Here is a 15,948-nt window from a genome sequence, read left to right as displayed (position 1 = left end):
GAAGCGACGGGACTGTCAGGCGTCCACCTCGACGAGACGTTTGCCGTCGAAGGTCATGATCTCGAAGTGGTCGATCTCGTTGGGTTCGAAGGCGGCGCCGCCGTGCACGTACAGCGGCTGCCTGGCCTCGTCGGTCTTGGCGTTCGGGACGCCGTAGCCCCAGTTCGGGACGGACCAGGACGTGACGGTCTCGCGCTCGCCGTTCTTGCCGACGGCGATGAGGGAGCACTTCTGCGGGCCCGTCACGTTCTTCAGCCGGAGCACGGCGTGGGTGCCCCAGGCCTTCTCCTCCATGGCGACCGTCGCGGTGACCTTGGTGGCCGGGTCGGTCGCCGTGATCTTCTCGCCCATGCCGTCGAACGCCGCCTTCGCCGGGCTCACGTCCGCCTGGAGCGGCCGGTTGCCGCCGTCGTCGCCGCCGGTCGTCGCCACGGCCGCGAACGGGCCGCCGACGATCAGCGCCGCCGCGGCGCCCACCAGGTAGACGTTGCGGCGCCGCTTGGCGGCACGGCGCTCGGCGACCTCGTCCACCAGCGCGTCCACCAGACGCGGGCTCGGCTTCGCCGACAGCGACTCCCCGACGGCCGGTGTGCCGGCCCCCGGCAGGTCCGCCAGCGCGGCCAGCATCGGCTCCATCCCGGCGAGTTCGTCGAGCTGCTGGGCGCACCACTCGCAGGTCGCCAGATGCGCCTCGAAGGCGGTCGCTTCGGCGTCGTCGAGGATGCCGAGGGCGTAGGCGCCGACCGTCTCGTGTTCGTCCGGCACCGGAGATCCCTGCATGGGCCCAGACATACCCGCACCACCCGCTTCGTATCCCCCGTAAGCACTCATCACGCCGTCACCCCCCGCTCCTCCAGGGCCAGCTTCATCGAACGCAGGGCGTAGAACACCCGCGAGCGGACGGTGCCGCTGGGGATGCCCAGCGTCTCGGCCGCCTCATTGACGGTACGCCCTTTGAAGTAGGTCTCGACCAGCACTTCACGGTGGGCCGGGGTCAGGTCTTCCAGGGCGTCGGAGAGGGTCATCAGCCACAGCGCCTTGTCGATCTCGTCCTCCGCGGGGATGACCTCCAGCGGCGACGGATCGACCTCCTGAGGCCGGGCCTGCCGGCTGCGGTGGCCGTCGATGACGATGCGCCGGGCGACCGTCACCAGCCAGGGGCGTACCGATCCGGTCGCCCGGTTGAGCTGACCGGCGTTCTTCCAGGCACGGATGAGCGTCTCCTGCACGACGTCCTCGGCGCGCTGGCGGTCGCCGGCGACGAGGCGCAGTACGTAGGCGAGCAAGGGTCCGGCGTGCTCGCGGTAGAGGGCGCGCATCAGCTCCTCGTCGGGCTCCGACGAGGCCTGGGACAGGCGATGTCGGGCCCTCGTTCCGCGCTCCTTGGCCACGACGGAATCCTTGCGCACGCCCACCTCCGATGTCCGGGGGTTCCCCCAGCCGGTCGCTCAACGACGGGTACGCAGCGAGGGCTTGGAGTGTTCAAAGGGGGCCGGCGGTTTTCTCCGGTCACCGTGACGAGCGGGACATTCGGGCACATTTCCCCCGCCGTGTGTCGCACGGAGCGGCGCCCGGGAAGGTGCGGGCGTGCTCAGGCCCGGGCTAGGGCGGCGCGGCGCCGGTGGCGGGCGACGCGTTCCCGGTTGCCGCACGTCTCGCTGGAGCACCAGCGGCGCCTGCGGCCCCGGGAGGTGTCCAGGTAGACGAGGGGGCAGTCGTCGCCCGCGCACTCGCGCAGGCCCGCGCGGGCGACCGGGTCGGTGAGCAGCTCCACGGCGTCCCGGGCGACGGCCCCGAGCAGCGCGGCGCACGCGGGCGGTCCGTTCAGCCGCCGCGACAGCGCCCCTTCCGCGTCGGCCACCGCGCACGGGGCCGGCGGCGCGGCACGGGCGAGGTCGTTGACGCGGGCGAGGGCGAGGTCGTACGGGCGCACCCCCGGGGTCAGCCTGCTGCGGACCAACCGGGCGACGTGGCCGCGCAGTTCGCGGAAGGCCGCCGGCCAGGACGGGTCGGCGTGCGCCAGTGGTGTGCCGGGCGGGACGAGGCCGGAGGCGATGATCCAGGCGCGCAGCACCTCCACGGAGTCGAGCCGTTCGACGGGGTGGGTGGTGGCGAGGAGGTCCAGGCAGATCCGCCCGGCGTCGAACCGCAGCTCGTGGGGGGCCGTGGCCGTATCCGTTGCCATGCGCCTGTCACCGCCTAGTGGTCCCCGGCGGGGGACCGTGGGATGCGAGGGGAGGAGGACGGAGGTGGGGCAGCGAAACCGCTCCCTCTACAGTGCCTGCCCACTGCCGCGCCCGGAACCCCTCGCGCGGGGCGGCCCCTCACACGTCGGCGTACTTCGCGTCCGCCGCCGGGTCCAGGGCGAGGCGGTAGCCGCGTTTGACGACCGTCTGGATCAGCTTCGGCGCGCCCAGGGCGGTGCGCAGCCGGGCCATCGCCGTCTCCACCGCGTGTTCGTCGCGCCCGGCGCCGGGCAGCGCGCGCAGCAGGTCGGCGCGGGCCACCACCCAGCCGGGCCGCCGGGACAGCGCCCGCAGCAGGGACATCCCGGCGGGCGGCACGGGCTTGAGCTCCCCGTCGACCAGCACCGCGTGCCCGCGGATCTCCACCCGGTGCCCGGCGACCGGCAACGACCGTGCCCGGGCGGGCAGTTCCTGGCAGAGCAGCTGGACGAGCGGGCCCAGCCGGAAGCGTTCCGGCTGCACCGTGTCGATGCCGCGGGCCTGCAACGGCAGCGCCGTCACGGGGCCGACGCAGGCCGGCAGGACGTCGTGGCCGAGGGCCTGAAGCAGCTCGGGCAGCAGGCCGCGCTCCTCGGCGCGGGACAGCAGCGACGCGGCGGCGGGCGCGCTGGTGAAGGTGAGCGCGTCGAGGCCGCGGGAGACGGCGGCGTCCAGGAGGCGGTCGACCGGTCCGATGTCCTCGGGCGGCATCCACCGGTACACCGGGACCCCGACGACCTCTCCCCCGCCCACCCGCAGCGCCTCCACGAACCCGGGCAGCGGCTCGCCGTGGAGCTGTACGGCGACCCGGCGGCCGTCGACGCCCTCCTCCAGGAGCCGGTCCAGCACCTCGGCCATCGACTCGGACGACGGCGACCACTCCTCCGTCAGTCCGGCGGCCCGGATCGCGCCCTTGACCTTGGGCCCGCGGGCCAGGATCCGCACCCCGCGCAGCCGGGACAGCAGGGCGTCGCCGAGCCCCCAGCCGTCGGCGGCCTCGACCCAGCCGCGGAAGCCGATCGCGGTCGTCGCGACCACGATGTCCGGCGCCCGGTCGATGATCTCCTCGGTCGCCGCGAGCAGTTCGCTGTCGTCGGCGAGCTGCACGATGCGCAGGGCGGGGGCATGCAGGACGGCGGCACCACGCCGCTGGAGGAGCGCCCCCAGTTCGTCGGCCCGGCGGGCGGCGGTCACCCCTACGGTGAAGCCGGCCAGGGGGCCGTGGTCGGGTTGCTGCTGTCGTGCGTCCATGGCTCTCGTCCCGCTCTGGTCATTCACTCTCACGTGCCGGAAAGCGTTCACATCCACGTGCCGACCGAGCCTGTCAACGGCTCGTGACAGGCTCGGTTCGGACGTATGTCGCCGGTGTTACGTCACACCTCGGCGTAGCTGAGCTGCGGCTTCTCCTCGTCGGCGGCGGAAGTGCGCGGAACCTCGGCCGGCGTACGACGAAGGTATACGGCCCAGGTGAGCACGAAGCAGGCCGCGTAGAAGGCGAGGAAGGCGAGGAAGGCGCCGGTTCCGGAGCCGTAGGAGAGGAAGGACTGCCGGAAGGCGAGGTTGATGCCGACGCCGCCGAGCGCGCCGACCGCGCCGATCAGGCCCATGGAGGCCCCGGAGAGCCGGCGTCCGTAGCGGGCGGCCTCCTCACCCGTCAGCCCCTTGGCCAGGGCCTTGTTCTGGAAGATGCCCGGGATCATCTTGAACGTCGAGCCGTTGCCGAGGCCGGTGAGCACGAACAGCACCACGAAGGCGACCGTGAACAGGCCCAGCGACTCCCTCATGGCCGCGGCGACGAGGACGGCGGTGGCGGCCCCCATGGCGACGAAGTTGTACAGCGTGATCCTGGCGCCGCCGTACCGGTCGGCGAGCGAGCCGCCCAGCGGCCGGATCAGCGAGCCCAGCAGCGGGCCGATGAAGGTGACGTACGCGGCCTCCAGCGGCGTCCGCCCGAACTGGTTCTGCAGGACCTGGCCGAAGGCGAAGCTGTAGCCGATGAAGGAACCGAAGGTGCCGACGTAGATGAAGGACATGATCCAGGTGTGCGGGTCCCGGGCGGCGTCCTTGGCGGCGCCGGTGTCGTTCTTCACCGACGCGATGTTGTCCATGAACAGCCAGGCCAGGGCCGCGGCGAGCACGATGAGCGGGATGTAGATCCCCAGCAGCACGCGCGGCCCGCCGCTCGCGCCGATGATCGCGAGGGCGGCCAGCTGGATGACGGGGACGCCGATGTTGCCGCCGCCCGCGTTGAGCCCGAGGGCCCAGCCCTTCTTCCGAAGGGGGAAGAAGGCGTTGATGTTGGTCATGGACGAGGCGAAGTTGCCGCCGCCGATACCGGCCAGCAGGCCGACGAGCAGGAAGGTCGAGAACGAGGTGCCCGGCTCCATCACGACGAACGCGGCGATGGTCGGGACGAGCAGGAGGGCCGCCGAGACGACCGTCCAGTTCCGGCCGCCGAACACGGCGATCGCGAAGGTGTAGGGCACCCGGACGACCGCGCCGACCAGCGTGACGACCGAGGTCAGCAGGAACTTGTCGGCCGGGGTCAGCCCGTACTCCGGTCCCATGAACAGCACCAGCACGGACCACATGGTCCACACGGAGAACCCGATGTGCTCGGAGAGGACGGAGAAGAACAGGTTGCGGCGGGCGACCTTCTCCCCGGTCTCCTTCCAGAACGTCTCGTCCTCGGGATCCCAGTGCTGGATCCAGCGGCCCCTGCTCGGGGGTGCGGGCGCGGTACTCGGGGCTGTCATGACGCCTCCACGGTGCTCCGGGCTCAGGTCGTACTTGGAGTGGCTGAGTCCCGAAGGTAGGGAGGGCGCGTTTCCGCACTGTGGCACCGGGTGACCGGAAGGGAACGTTGCTCTCACGCCCGGCAGGGGCGGGATGAGAGGGCCCCGGGGGCAGACCGGCGGCTAGCGCTGGGGCGGCTGCCAGTGCGGGTTCTGCTGGGGCGGGTGGGGCTGCTGCTGGGGGTACGGGGGCTGCTGGGCCTGGTGCGGCATGTGAGGGCCGGGGTACGGCTGCTGCGGCGGGGCCTGCGGGGGCGCGCCGTACGGGCCGGGGGCGGGAGCGGGCTGGGCGGGGTACTGGCCCGGGGCGGGCTGGGCGGCGTACTGCCCCGGGGCGGGCTGGGCGGCGTACGGGCCGGGGGCCGACGGCTGGGGCGGGTAGGGGGCGCCGGGGGCGGGCTGGGCATAGCCGGGGGCGGCCGGGTGGCCGCCGGGGGCCGGGGTGCCGTAGGGGCCCGCGGGCAGGCCGCCGCCGAACGGGTTGCCGTGGCCCGGGAGTCGGGCGCCCGGGGGCAGGTAGCGCGTCCGCCCGGTCTCGTCCGTCACCGGGGCGAAACCGGCCGCCTGGAGACGGGCGGCGTACTTGGCGTTGCGCCGCCGGGTGACGACGAACCCGACGCCCAGGATGGCCATCAGCGCGGCCCACAGGATGATGCTCCACGCCGGGAAGCCGGTCTGGAAGGCGGTGACGAGGCTGCCCAGGGTGACGCCGAGCGCGCCGAGCGCCATCCGCTTCTCGGCGCTCTTGCCGGTGAGGTCGAAGTTGATCCGGGCCTTCAGCAGCTCCAGCGCGTCCGGCACGAACGGCGGCACGGAGACGCCGTCGCCCGCGTTCGGGTACTGCGCCCAGTTCTGCGCGGCCCGCGCCCGGGCGTGCGGGCCGGGATCGGGCACGATCAGCATGACGAGCGAGCTGTTGTTGGCGCCGCCCTGCCGCACGTCGGCGTACTCGTAGCCGAACTGCTGGGCGAGGAAGGCGAGTTTGGCGAGCTTCTTCACGGACGCCATGGCGCTGGTGAGCTCGACGGGCTCGCCACTGGCCATCAGCCGCAGCATCTTCTGTATCTGCCGCTTGCTCATCCGCCACCCACTCCTCGCGCCGCCCGCGTCACCCCGTTCGCCTGGGCAACGCGGGCAGTTTTCCACACTGCCGGGAACGCGGGACGACAGGCCCTAGGGGGCGATCGGGAGCTGCCGCTTGTGCTCGGTGAGGCGGTAGCGGCGGACGATGGCCTCGAAGGCGGTCTCGGAGACCGGCTTGCCCTCCAGGAAGTCGTCGATGTCGTCGTAGGTGACGCCGAGCGCGTCCTCGTCGGGCTTGCCCGGGTCGAGGGTCTCCAGGTCGGCGGTCGGGGTCTTCCACACCAGGGAGTCCGGTGCGCCCAGCTCCTGCGCCAGGGCGCGGACCCGCCGCTTGGTGAGGCCGGTGAGCGGTACGACGTCGGCGGCGCCGTCGCCGAACTTGGTGAAGAAGCCGGAGACCGCCTCGGCGGCGTGGTCGGTGCCGACGACCAGGCCGTCGTGCGCGCCCGCCACCGCGTACTGGGCGATCATGCGCTGCCGGGCCTTGATGTTGCCGAGCACGAAGTCCTGGTGGTGCGCGTCGCGGAACACCGTGCCGCCGGCCACCGCCGCCTCCAGCGCGGCGTCGCTCGCGGGCTTCACGTCGACGGTCAGGACCCGGTCGGGCCGGATGAACTCCAGCGCGCGCTGGGCGTCCTTCTCGTCGGCCTGGGTGCCGTACGGCAGGCGCATCGCGTAGAACGTGGCGTCGTGGCCGGCGGCGCGCGCCCGCTCCACGGCCAGCTGGCACAGCCGCCCCGCGGTCGAGGAGTCCACGCCGCCGCTGATGCCCAGGACCAGCGAGCGCAGGCCGGTGCCGGTCAGCCGCTCGGTGAGGAAGGCCACCCGGCGCTCGGTCTCGTGCGCCGCGTCGAAGGACTCGGTCACCTGGAGATCCCGGGCGATCTCCTGCTGCACGGCTGTGGACTCCGGGTCGGTCACGTCTGCTCCTCACTCGTCCCCGCGGAGGCGCGCGGGGGATGTGTGCTGCCCGGAGAACTTTACGGGGGCCGGGTGGGGGGACGGCGGGGCGGGCGGGACTCAAGGCCCGCTCGAAGCGGAAGCCCGCGAGACCGGCCGGACCCGGTACCGGTCCAACCCAAAGGTGCTGGTGGGACTCCTGAGACAGCTGTGACCCCCGGGACCAACGGGGTCTGCATGGAACTGCACGCCCTCTTGTTTTCAGGTTCATGTCAAGAGAAAGTTCCTGCTGCGCCGCGCTACGCGCATAGCGTCGGCGCGACTTCGGAACCAACTCGCGTGTACCCGGCGGGAGTTGGTCCCCCAGACCGTGCACCGCCACCCCCGGTGCACCTACTTGAGGAGTCCCATGCCCCGCACCGCTCTCAAGGGTCTGGTCGCCGCCGGCATCACCACGGCGACCGTCCTCGCCACCGCCTCCGCCGCCACCGCCGTCCCGGCCGACAAGGCCCAGGTCCTCGCCGGCTGGACCCAGACCAGCGCGACGAGCTACAACGCCTGGGCCTCCGCCGAGGCCAACCGCGGCGCCTGGTCGGCCTACGCCTTCAACTGGTCGACCGACTACTGCAGCTCCTCCCCCGACAACCCCTTCGGCTTCCCCTTCCAGAAGGCCTGTCAGCGGCACGACTTCGGCTACCGCAACTACAAGGAGATCGGCGCCTTCTCCGCCAACAAGTCCCGCATCGACAGCGCGTTCTACGAGGACCTCAAGCGCGTGTGCAACCGCTACTCCGGCGGCACCAAGACCTCCTGCAACAGCACGGCCTGGACGTACTACCAGGCCGTCCGCGCCTTCGGCTGAGCAACGGACGGACGCGCCGTTCCCCGGGCGGGGGCGGCGCGTCCCGCCGGGCGGCCCGGCGTCACCGCGCCGCCCGCCTCCTGCCGTCCGTGCCCTTGGAGCCCTTGGAGCCCTTCGTGCCGTTCACGCCGTTCGGCCACAGGCGCGGCGCGCGTTTCGCCGCCACGTCCTCGATCCAGCCGACCGCGACGATCGCCAGGCCGATCAGCGGCCACACGAGGGCGAACATCCACAGCATGTACGTCGCGTCCAGCGCCGCCACCGCCCGCTCGCTCCGCATGAACGGGAGCTCGTACAGCCGGTCCAGGATCGGGACCGTGGCCATGATCAGCAGGTTGTGCCACAGGTAGATCGTGACCGCCCGGTTGTTGGACAGCGTCACCAGCCTGTCCCACTTCGCCAGCCGGCCCGGCAGTTCCCGCCACGACGGTGCGTACTGGAGGAGGATCACCACGAAGCCGAAGGACCAGGTCGCCTGGGCCAGCGGGATGTCGTTCAGGTCCCAGCCGTCGGCGCCGAGATGGCCCGACGCCCACCACAGCCCGAAGGCCATCAGCAAGGACGCGCAGGAAACGGCGACATAGCGCGGGATCTGCTGCAACAGGCCGTCGTGGTGGGCGAAGCCCAGGACCCAGCAGCCGGCGTAGACCGCGAAGTCGGTGACCGCGTTGCCCGTCTCCCCCGGGATCCTCACCAGGTCCGTGCCGACGACCGCCGTCAGGGCCAGCGGGGCCAGCAGCGTCGGCCACGGGGCGCGGCGGAACGCCCACAGCAGCAGCGGGGACGCCACCACGAACCACAGGTAGGCGCGCAGGTACCACAGCGGGCCGGCCGCCTGGACCGCCCAGGTGTCCTCCAGCAGGCCCGACTTGGAGCCGATGTGCCAGGGGAACGGCGGCGCGCCGACCGGCACGATGTAGTTGAGCAGCTCGACCAGGCCCCAGGCGGGCCCGTCGGACGACTCCTTCGCCGGGTCCCAGCCGCCCGCGAACATCAGCACCAGCACCACCGCGCTGAACGCCCACAGCGGCGGCAGCAGCCGGCGGACACGGCTCTTGACGACGCCGAGCGCCGGGCGCTTCAGCGAGCGCGCCATCAGTGACCCGGCCAGCGCGAACATCACGCCCATCGACGGGAACAGCACCGTCAGCCACGCCCAGCCGAACAGGTGGTACACGACCACACGGACCAGGGCGATGGAGCGCAGCACATCCAGGTAGCGGTCCCTGCCCGGCTTCGGCGCCGTGGGCGCGGGGGCGGCGGTGGGTTCGGGCGTGGCCCGCGGGGGCGTGCCCGTGGTGTGGCCGTGGGTCATGCCACGGGCCTCCGATCACTGCTGGGCCGGGCGCTCGGGACGGAGCCGCCGGGTGCTTCCACGACTCCGGTGCGCCGCAGTTTCTGCCACCGCAGCCGGCCGCCCGTGAGTGCCGTGATCCAGGACTGGAGCAGCACCACGTACATGAGCTGGCGGTAGAGGAGTTGCTGGAGCGGGAGGGAGATCAGGTGGGTCATGCGTTCGCGGTCCAGGCGGAAGGCGTAGGCCGCGCAGACCGCCTGGATCGCGAGGACGCCAAGCCAGGCCACGATCGTCTTCCGCGTCGGGCCGAAGACGATGCCGTAGAGCAGGAAGATGTCGATCAGGGGCGCGAGGAGCGGGGCCAGGACCATGAAGAGGGAGACCAGGGGGAGGCCGACGCGGCCGAAGCGGCCGGACGGGCCGCGCTCGACCAGTGCCCTGCGGTGCTTCCAGATGGCCTGCATGGTGCCGTACGACCAGCGGTAGCGCTGGGACCACAGCTGCTGCACGGTCTCCGGTGCCTCGGTCCAGGCGCGGGCGTTCTCCGCGTAGACCACGCGCCAGCCGTCGCGGTGCAGGGCCATCGTGATGTCGGTGTCCTCGGCGAGGGTGTCGTCGCTCATGCCGCCGACCCGCTCCAGGGCGGTGCGGCGGAAGGCGCCGACCGCGCCGGGGATCGTCGGCATGCAGCGCAGCACGTCGTACATGCGGCGGTCGAGGTTGAAGCCCATCACGTACTCGATGTGCTGCCACGCGCCGATCAGGCTGTTCTTGTTGCCGACCTTCGCGTTGCCGGCGACGGCGCCGACGCGCGGGTCGCCGAAGGGCTGGACGAGTTCGCGGACCGTGGACGGCTCGAAGACCGTGTCGCCGTCCATCATCACGACGATGTCGTGGCGGGCGTTGGCGAGGCCGCGGTTGAGGGCCGCCGGTTTGCCCGCGTTCAGCTGGCGGACGACGCGGACGTTCGGCAGGCCCATCGCCTCCACGATGCGGGCCGTGCCGTCCGTGGAACCGTCGTCCACGACGACGATCTCGACCGGGTGCTCGCTCGCCATCAGCGAACGGACGGTGTTCTCGATGCACTTGGCCTCGTTGTACGCCGGGACCAGCACCGACACCGGTTCAGTCACCGGCGGTCCCCAGCGGAAGCCGGGGCGGCGCACCCGGCGGGCGTGCGCGCCGGAGAGCAGGAGCATCAGCAGGAAGCGGCCGATGACGAGTGAGCCGATGACCGCGAGGCCGGCCACCAGGCCGTCGGTGATCCGCTCCGAGGCCTGGACCAGGAAGATCCACGCCTTGCCCTTCCACAGGTCGACACCCGCGACGGCGCTGTGCGCGCTGGGCGCGTCCAGGGCCTCGGTGAGGTTGTCGAACTCGTAGCCGTCGGCCCGCAGGTCGGGCAGCATCCGGTCGAGTGCCGCGACCGTCTGGCTGCGCTCGCCGCCGGAGTCGTGCATCAGGACGATGGCGCCCTTGCCGTCCTTGGGCGTGGCGCGGCGGACGATCTCGTCGACGCCGGGCCGCCGCCAGTCCTCGCTGTCGGTGTTGTTGACGACGGTGATGTAGCCGCGCGAGCCGATGTACTGGGTGACCGGCCAGGTCGCGTTGTCCATGGCGGCGGAGAACGACGAGTACGGCGGCCGGAAGAGGGAGGTGCGGATGCCGGCGGCGCCGGTGATGGCGAGCTGGTTCTGCGACAGCTCCCAGTCGATGCGCTTGGTCGACTGGTAGGAGAGGTCGGGGTGGTTGAAGGTGTGCAGACCGATCTCGTGACCCTCGTCGACCATGCGCCTGACCAGGTCCGGGTAGCGCGAGGCCATGGTGCCGGTGACGAAGAAGACGGCGTGCGCGTCGTGCTTCTTCAGTACGTCCAGGACCTTCGGGGTCCAGACGGGGTCCGGGCCGTCGTCGAAGGTGAGGACGAGCCGGTGGTCGGGCACGCGCAGGGTGTCGGTACGGCCGCCGCGGGTGTCGATGACCGGGCCGCCGTCGAGGATGCGCTGCGGCACCCGGTCGGTGGCGGCGGGCGGGCGGACGCGGTGGTCGGCGAGTATCTCGCTGTGCACGTAGCCGCGCAGCATCAGCATCGCCGCCAGGGCGACGAGGACGAGCGCGGGCAGCAGGAAGCGCATCGGCACGCGGCGGCGCCGGGGGCCGCCACGGGCGCCGGTCGCGCGCCTGTGGCGGTTGGTGCGGGATGCCATCAGAGGTCGTACTCCGGGGACGGGGAGGAAAGGGCGCCCTGCTCCTCGCGGGAGCTCGCGGCGACGGGTGCGGGGTCGCCCGGTCCGGCGGCGACGGTGTCGGCGACGGCCGGGGCGCCGTTGCCGGCGGTCTCCGTCGGGCGGGCCGTGGGCCCGGTCGGCGTGGACACCGGCTCGGGGTCGGTGTCCGGCGGGGGCGTGGTCTTCGTCGGGGCAGGGTCGGCGCCGCCGCCGGTGCCCGGCCGGGAGGTGGTCCGCGTCTCGGCCGGCTGCGGCTCGATGCTCGTGCCCGGCCCGTCGGGGGTGGCCGGGGCGCCGGTGGCGCCGGTGCCGGGCAGCGGGGACGTGCTGTCGCCGGGCGGGGCCGAGGAGTCCGGCTCGGGGCTGCCGGTGCCGGTGGGCTGTGCCGACGCGGTGGGCAGCGGGGTGGTGTCGACCTGGCCCGCGGGCTGTTCGTCCTTCTGGCCGGGGACGGGCAGCCAGGGCGCGTCGGAGCTGCCGGACAGCAGGGTCGCGACGATGACGACGGCGTAGACCGCACAGGCGACGGCCACGGCCATGCCGAAGCGGCGGAAGTGGCGGCTGCGGCGGCCGGACGCGTCCACGAACACCGGCCCGTCCGAGACGTCCTGGCCGCCGGCGGCGCTCGCGGCCCGCCGTATCAGCCCGTCGCCGAGCTGCACCGCGTCCAACTGCACGGTGACCTCGTGCGGGTCGACGGTGGGGTCGTGCCCGGCGCGGTCGGAGTCCGGCGGCCAGGAGTCACGGGGCGCGGCGGCCCGGGACGCCTGCCCGGCGCCGCTCCCATGGCCGCCCCCCGGCCCACTGCCCGGCCAAGAGCCGAACCCCGGCCCCCCGCCCGCCTGCTGCGGGAACACCCACGTCTGCTCCGCGCGGGACGGCAAGCCCTGCGTCACGGCATCCGCCTGCTGCGGGAACGCGGGCGTGGGGGCCACCTCGGACGGGAAGGCCCGCGCCGCGCCTGCCGCCTGAGGGAATGCCTGCGCGGGACCGGCCTGCGACGCCGGCCCTCGGGCTGCCGCATCCCCCTGCTGCGGGAACGCCCGCGTGGAGTCCGCCTCGGACGGGAATGCCCGCGCCGCGCCTGCCGCCTGAGGGAATCCCCGCGCGGGACCGGCCTGCGACGCCGGCCCTCGGGCTGCCGCATCCCCCTGCTGCGGGAACGCCCGCGTGGAGTCCGCCTCGGACGGGAACGCCCGTGCCGCGCCTGCCGCCTGCGGGAATCCCCGCGCGGGGTCAGCCTGCGAGGCCGGCCCCCGGGCCGCCGCATCCCCCTGCTGCGGGAGCACGCGCGTAGGCTCCGCCTCGGACGAGAACCCCCGCGCCGCGCCCGCCGCCTGCGGAAACCTCCGCGTGGAGTCCGCCTCGGACGGGAACGCCCGTGCCGCGCCTGCCGCCTGCGGGAATCCCCGCGCGGGACCGGCCTGCGACGCCGGCCCTCGGGCTGCCGCATCCCCCTGCTGCGGGAGCACGCGCGTAGGCTCCGCCTCGGACGAGAACCCCCGCGCCGCGCCCGCCGCCTGCGGAAACCTCCGCGTGGGACCGGCCTGCGAGGCCAACCCCCGCGTCACCGCATCCCCCTGCTGCGGAACCGCCCGTGTCGGCTCCGCCCCCTGCCAAACCGCCCGCGGCAAAAGCTCCGTCTCGTCGGTGGCCGTGGGCGGTGTCAGCCGGTAGCGGACGTTGCGGCGCAGGGTTTCCGGGCGGGTGGTGCCGGGGTGGGCGCCGGTGTGGTGGCCGGGCGGTTGTGGGGAGGCCGGGGTGGTCATGGCGCCCGTGTCGTCGTCGCCCGTCACCGGCAGCTCCTGGGTCGCGGACGCGACCACGGGCCACTCCGGCTGGGCGTCTTCTCGCCAGTTGTTCACGCGCGCGATTCCCCCCACGGGACAGTTCTGGGTGCGCATACGACCCCGAGCACCCGTCGATCGCCCCCGGGCCCCCACCCGGATCGAACGCCCCCTTTATCACACCGTGCTCAGGCCAAGAATGTAGCGCACGCGGAGGAAGTGTGGTTGCCGTGTGTCAGCCCTGAAACGACATAACGGTCTCAGCCGGTCGTCATGACGTCCTCGTCGTCGGCCGGCAGCCATCCCTCCGGCGGCCTGCGCAACCACCCCTCATCCGCGCTGACCTGGGCCGCAGCCCTGCGCAGGGCGTCGAGCGCGGGGTGCGAGAGTCGCCTTCGCCACACCAGGGAGACGGGTGACAGCGGCACGGGGTCGACCAGGGGCCGCACCACCGATGCCGGCATGGGCGGGAAGTCCCGCACGGCGAGGACCGGGTGCCGGGTTTTCGCCATGATGCGCTGGAACTCCTCCTCCCCGATCGCGAGCGGCATGGGTGGCGCGATGCGTATCCCCCGCCCCTCGAACAGCCGGCCCGCGAGGTCGGTCCACTCGGGGGTACGGGGATTGCCGGCACCCGCGTACACGGACTCCCCCGCGAGGGCGGCGAGGGGCACTTCGGCCAGCCCGGCCAGCCGGTGGTCCTCGGGCAGGACGACGGCCATCGGCTCGTAGCGCACGGGCTGGTGGTCCAGGCCGGCCCGCAGCGCCGGGTCCAGTCCGGCGAAGCGGCCGAACGTCGCGTCGAGGCGGCCGGCGATCAGTTCCCCGGCGGCGTACGTCAGGCCGCTCTCGTAGCGGGCCATCAGTTCGTGCTCGGGGGCCAGTTCGCGGGCCCGGAGCAGGACGCGGCGGCCGGTGTTCAGGCCCGGCGAGTTCAGGTCGACGAGCAGCGGGCGGGCCTGGCCGAAGGCGGCGAGCAGTTCGTCCTGGGCCTGGAGCGCGCGGCGCGCGTACGGCAGGAGGCGTTCGCCGTCGTCGGTCAGCGTGACCTGCCGGGTGGTGCGGACGAAGAGGTCGACGCCGAGTTCCCGCTCCAGCCGCCGGATGTCCCGGCTGAGCGCCTGCTGGGCGACGTAGAGGCGGGCCGCGGCACGGGTGAAGTGGAGTTCCTCGGCGACGGCGAGGAAGGACCGCAGCAGGCGGGGGTCGAGGTGGGCGGGGGCGGGCACCGGGTGAATCTACATCGCGGGCGCGTGAGTGCGTACCGGGACGGCCCGGATTCACCACACAGGTGCGTCAATGGCCGCCGAGCAGGTGTTGGACCCGCCGATCACCGCGGGGCGACGGTGGAGCCATGCCGCAGCCGCCTTCTCCCACGTCCCGGAAAGCTCCCCTGCTCACCGTCACCGGCGACAGTCTCGTCGCCGCCGACTTCAACCCGCGCGGCGGGCCGCCCCGCCCGCCCGGCCCCTACCGCCGCCTCTTCCGCCATCCCGGCGCCCGCGCCTTCACGCTCGGGAACCTGATAGCCCGCCTGCCGATGGGCATGTTCAGCGTGAGCGCCGTCATGATGATCGCCGGGGGGCGCGGCTCGTACGCCCTCGCGGGCGCCGTCACCGCGACCGGTCTCGCGGCGACCGCGGTGGTCGCGCCCTGGACCGCGCGGCTCGTCGACCGGTACGGGCAGGCCCGCATCGCCGTGCCGGCCACGGTGATCGCCGTGTGCGGCTCGCTCGCCCTGCTGCTGTGCGTGCGCCACGGCGCCCCGGACTGGACGTTGTTCGCCGCCTACGCCGCCACCGCCACGACGCCCAACACCGGCGGCATGTCCCGGGCCCGCTGGGCCCACCTGCTCGGCGAGGACAGCGAGGCGCGGCACACCGCGAACTCCTTCGAGCAGGCGGCGGACGAGCTGTGCTTCATGCTGGGCCCGGTTCTCGCGGCGTTCCTGTGCGGGACGTTCTTCCCGGAGGCGGGCACCCTCGTCGGCACCGTGCTGCTGCTGACCGGCGTCCTGCTGTTCGCGGCGCAGCGCTCCACCGAGCCACCCGCGCACCGGCGCACGCCCGCGAGGTCGCCGCTGCGCGCGCCCGGCATGCCGTCGCTGCTGGCGGTGTGCCTGGCGACGGGCGCGGTGTTCGGCGCGATGGAGGTCGTGACGATCGCGTTCGCGGACGCGCAGGGGCACCGTACGGCGGCGGGTGCGGTGCTCGCGCTCCAGGCGGCCGGTTCCTGCGCGGCCGGGCTGCTGTACGGCGCCGTCCGCCCGGCCGGGCCCGTCGAGTCCCGGCTGCCGTGGTGTGTCGCGGCGATGGCGGCGCTGCTGACGCTGCCGCTGCTCGCGGCGTCCCTCACCGGCTCGCTGCCGCTGGTGGCGGGCGCGCTGCTGCTCGCCGGGATGGCGACCGCGCCGACCATGGTCACCACGATGACGCTGGTCCAGCGCCGCACCCCCGAGGGCCGCCTCAACGAGGGCATGACGCTCGCGGTCACCGGTCTGCTGGGCGGCATCGCGTGCGGCAGCGCGGCCGGCGGCTGGACCGCGGAGCACGTGTCGGCCACCGCCGGATACGGCGTCCCGGTCGCCGCGGCGACGGCGGCCCTGCTGATCTGCTGCACGCTGGGCGGGCCGGGGTCCGCCGCGGCCCACCGGACGGCACACCGGCCGTGACGGCGGCCGGGTGACTGCGCCGCGACGGCAACTCGACGCGGCGCACGAACGACGGCCTGGGACGACGGATCTCCCGGGGGTGGGCCGCCGCCAGGACCAT

13 protein-coding genes are annotated in these 15,948 nt (G+C 73.4%); 2 read left to right on the top strand and 11 right to left on the bottom strand.

From position 1 onward, the window contains the following. Positions 1 to 15: 15 nt before the first annotated feature. The 7 genes from QC282_RS27720 to nadE form a co-directional block, all read right to left on the bottom strand. Positions 16 to 792 (bottom strand): zf-HC2 domain-containing protein, encoded by a 777-nt coding sequence (locus QC282_RS27720; RefSeq protein ID WP_279552316.1) that lies wholly within the window; start codon positions 790 to 792, stop codon positions 16 to 18. 38 nt (positions 793 to 830) lie between these two features. Further along, on the bottom strand, positions 831 to 1,415 hold the full coding sequence (locus QC282_RS27715; protein WP_279552315.1) for a sigma-70 family RNA polymerase sigma factor: 585 nt from the start codon (positions 1,413 to 1,415) through the stop codon (positions 831 to 833). A gap of 176 nt (positions 1,416 to 1,591) precedes the next feature. Further along, positions 1,592 to 2,185: an ABATE domain-containing protein gene (locus tag QC282_RS27710; protein WP_279552314.1), complete on the bottom strand. Its 594-nt coding sequence runs from the start codon at positions 2,183 to 2,185 to the stop codon at positions 1,592 to 1,594. Positions 2,186 to 2,324: 139 nt separating this feature from the next. After that, positions 2,325 to 3,476, bottom strand: coding sequence for a uroporphyrinogen-III synthase (locus QC282_RS27705; protein WP_279552313.1), 1,152 nt, complete (start codon positions 3,474 to 3,476; stop codon positions 2,325 to 2,327). Positions 3,477 to 3,598: 122 nt separating this feature from the next. Then, positions 3,599 to 4,981 (bottom strand): NarK/NasA family nitrate transporter, encoded by a 1,383-nt coding sequence (locus tag QC282_RS27700; RefSeq protein WP_279552312.1) that lies wholly within the window; start codon positions 4,979 to 4,981, stop codon positions 3,599 to 3,601. Positions 4,982 to 5,143: 162 nt separating this feature from the next. Further along, positions 5,144 to 6,100 (bottom strand): hypothetical protein, encoded by a 957-nt coding sequence (locus QC282_RS27695; protein WP_279552311.1) that lies wholly within the window; start codon positions 6,098 to 6,100, stop codon positions 5,144 to 5,146. 93 nt (positions 6,101 to 6,193) lie between these two features. Further along, a complete protein-coding gene (gene nadE, locus QC282_RS27690) occupies positions 6,194 to 7,024 on the bottom strand; it encodes an ammonia-dependent NAD(+) synthetase (RefSeq protein ID WP_279552310.1) in 831 nt (276 codons plus the stop codon). 388 nt (positions 7,025 to 7,412) lie between these two features. On the opposite strand from nadE, the gene QC282_RS27685 reads away from it, so the two are divergent. After that, positions 7,413 to 7,865: a phospholipase gene (locus QC282_RS27685; RefSeq protein WP_279552309.1), complete on the top strand. Its 453-nt coding sequence runs from the start codon at positions 7,413 to 7,415 to the stop codon at positions 7,863 to 7,865. 61 nt (positions 7,866 to 7,926) lie between these two features. Here the strand turns inward: QC282_RS27685 and QC282_RS27680 are convergent, their stop codons facing one another. The 4 genes from QC282_RS27680 to QC282_RS27665 all read right to left on the bottom strand — a co-directional run bounded on the left by QC282_RS27680 (position 7,927) and on the right by QC282_RS27665 (position 14,406). After that, a complete protein-coding gene (locus QC282_RS27680) occupies positions 7,927 to 9,180 on the bottom strand; it encodes an acyltransferase (protein ID WP_279552308.1) in 1,254 nt (417 codons plus the stop codon). After that, positions 9,177 to 11,369, bottom strand: a complete 2,193-nt coding sequence (locus QC282_RS27675; protein ID WP_279552307.1) for a glycosyltransferase — start codon at positions 11,367 to 11,369, stop codon at positions 9,177 to 9,179. The genes QC282_RS27680 and QC282_RS27675 overlap by 4 nt, the downstream gene beginning before the upstream one ends. Beyond that, entirely contained in the window at positions 11,369 to 12,286 is a 918-nt protein-coding gene (locus QC282_RS27670; protein WP_279552306.1) for a hypothetical protein, read from the bottom strand. The genes QC282_RS27675 and QC282_RS27670 overlap by 1 nt, the downstream gene beginning before the upstream one ends. A 1,151-nt stretch (positions 12,287 to 13,437) precedes the next feature. After that, the gene (locus tag QC282_RS27665; protein ID WP_279552305.1) at positions 13,438 to 14,406 is read right to left on the bottom strand and encodes a LysR family transcriptional regulator; all 969 of its coding nucleotides are present in this window, start codon (positions 14,404 to 14,406) and stop codon (positions 13,438 to 13,440) included. A 125-nt stretch (positions 14,407 to 14,531) separates the two neighbouring features. Between QC282_RS27665 and QC282_RS27660 the strand changes: the two genes are divergently transcribed. Further along, on the top strand, positions 14,532 to 15,848 hold the full coding sequence (locus tag QC282_RS27660; RefSeq protein WP_279552304.1) for an MFS transporter: 1,317 nt from the start codon (positions 14,532 to 14,534) through the stop codon (positions 15,846 to 15,848). The last annotated feature ends 100 nt before the right edge of the window (positions 15,849 to 15,948 follow it).

Origin of the sequence: Streptomyces sp. DH24, assembly GCF_029813775.1 — a bacterium.
GTDB lineage: Bacteria > Actinomycetota > Actinomycetes > Streptomycetales > Streptomycetaceae > Streptomyces.
This window is presented reverse-complemented; position numbering and strand designations above follow the sequence as displayed.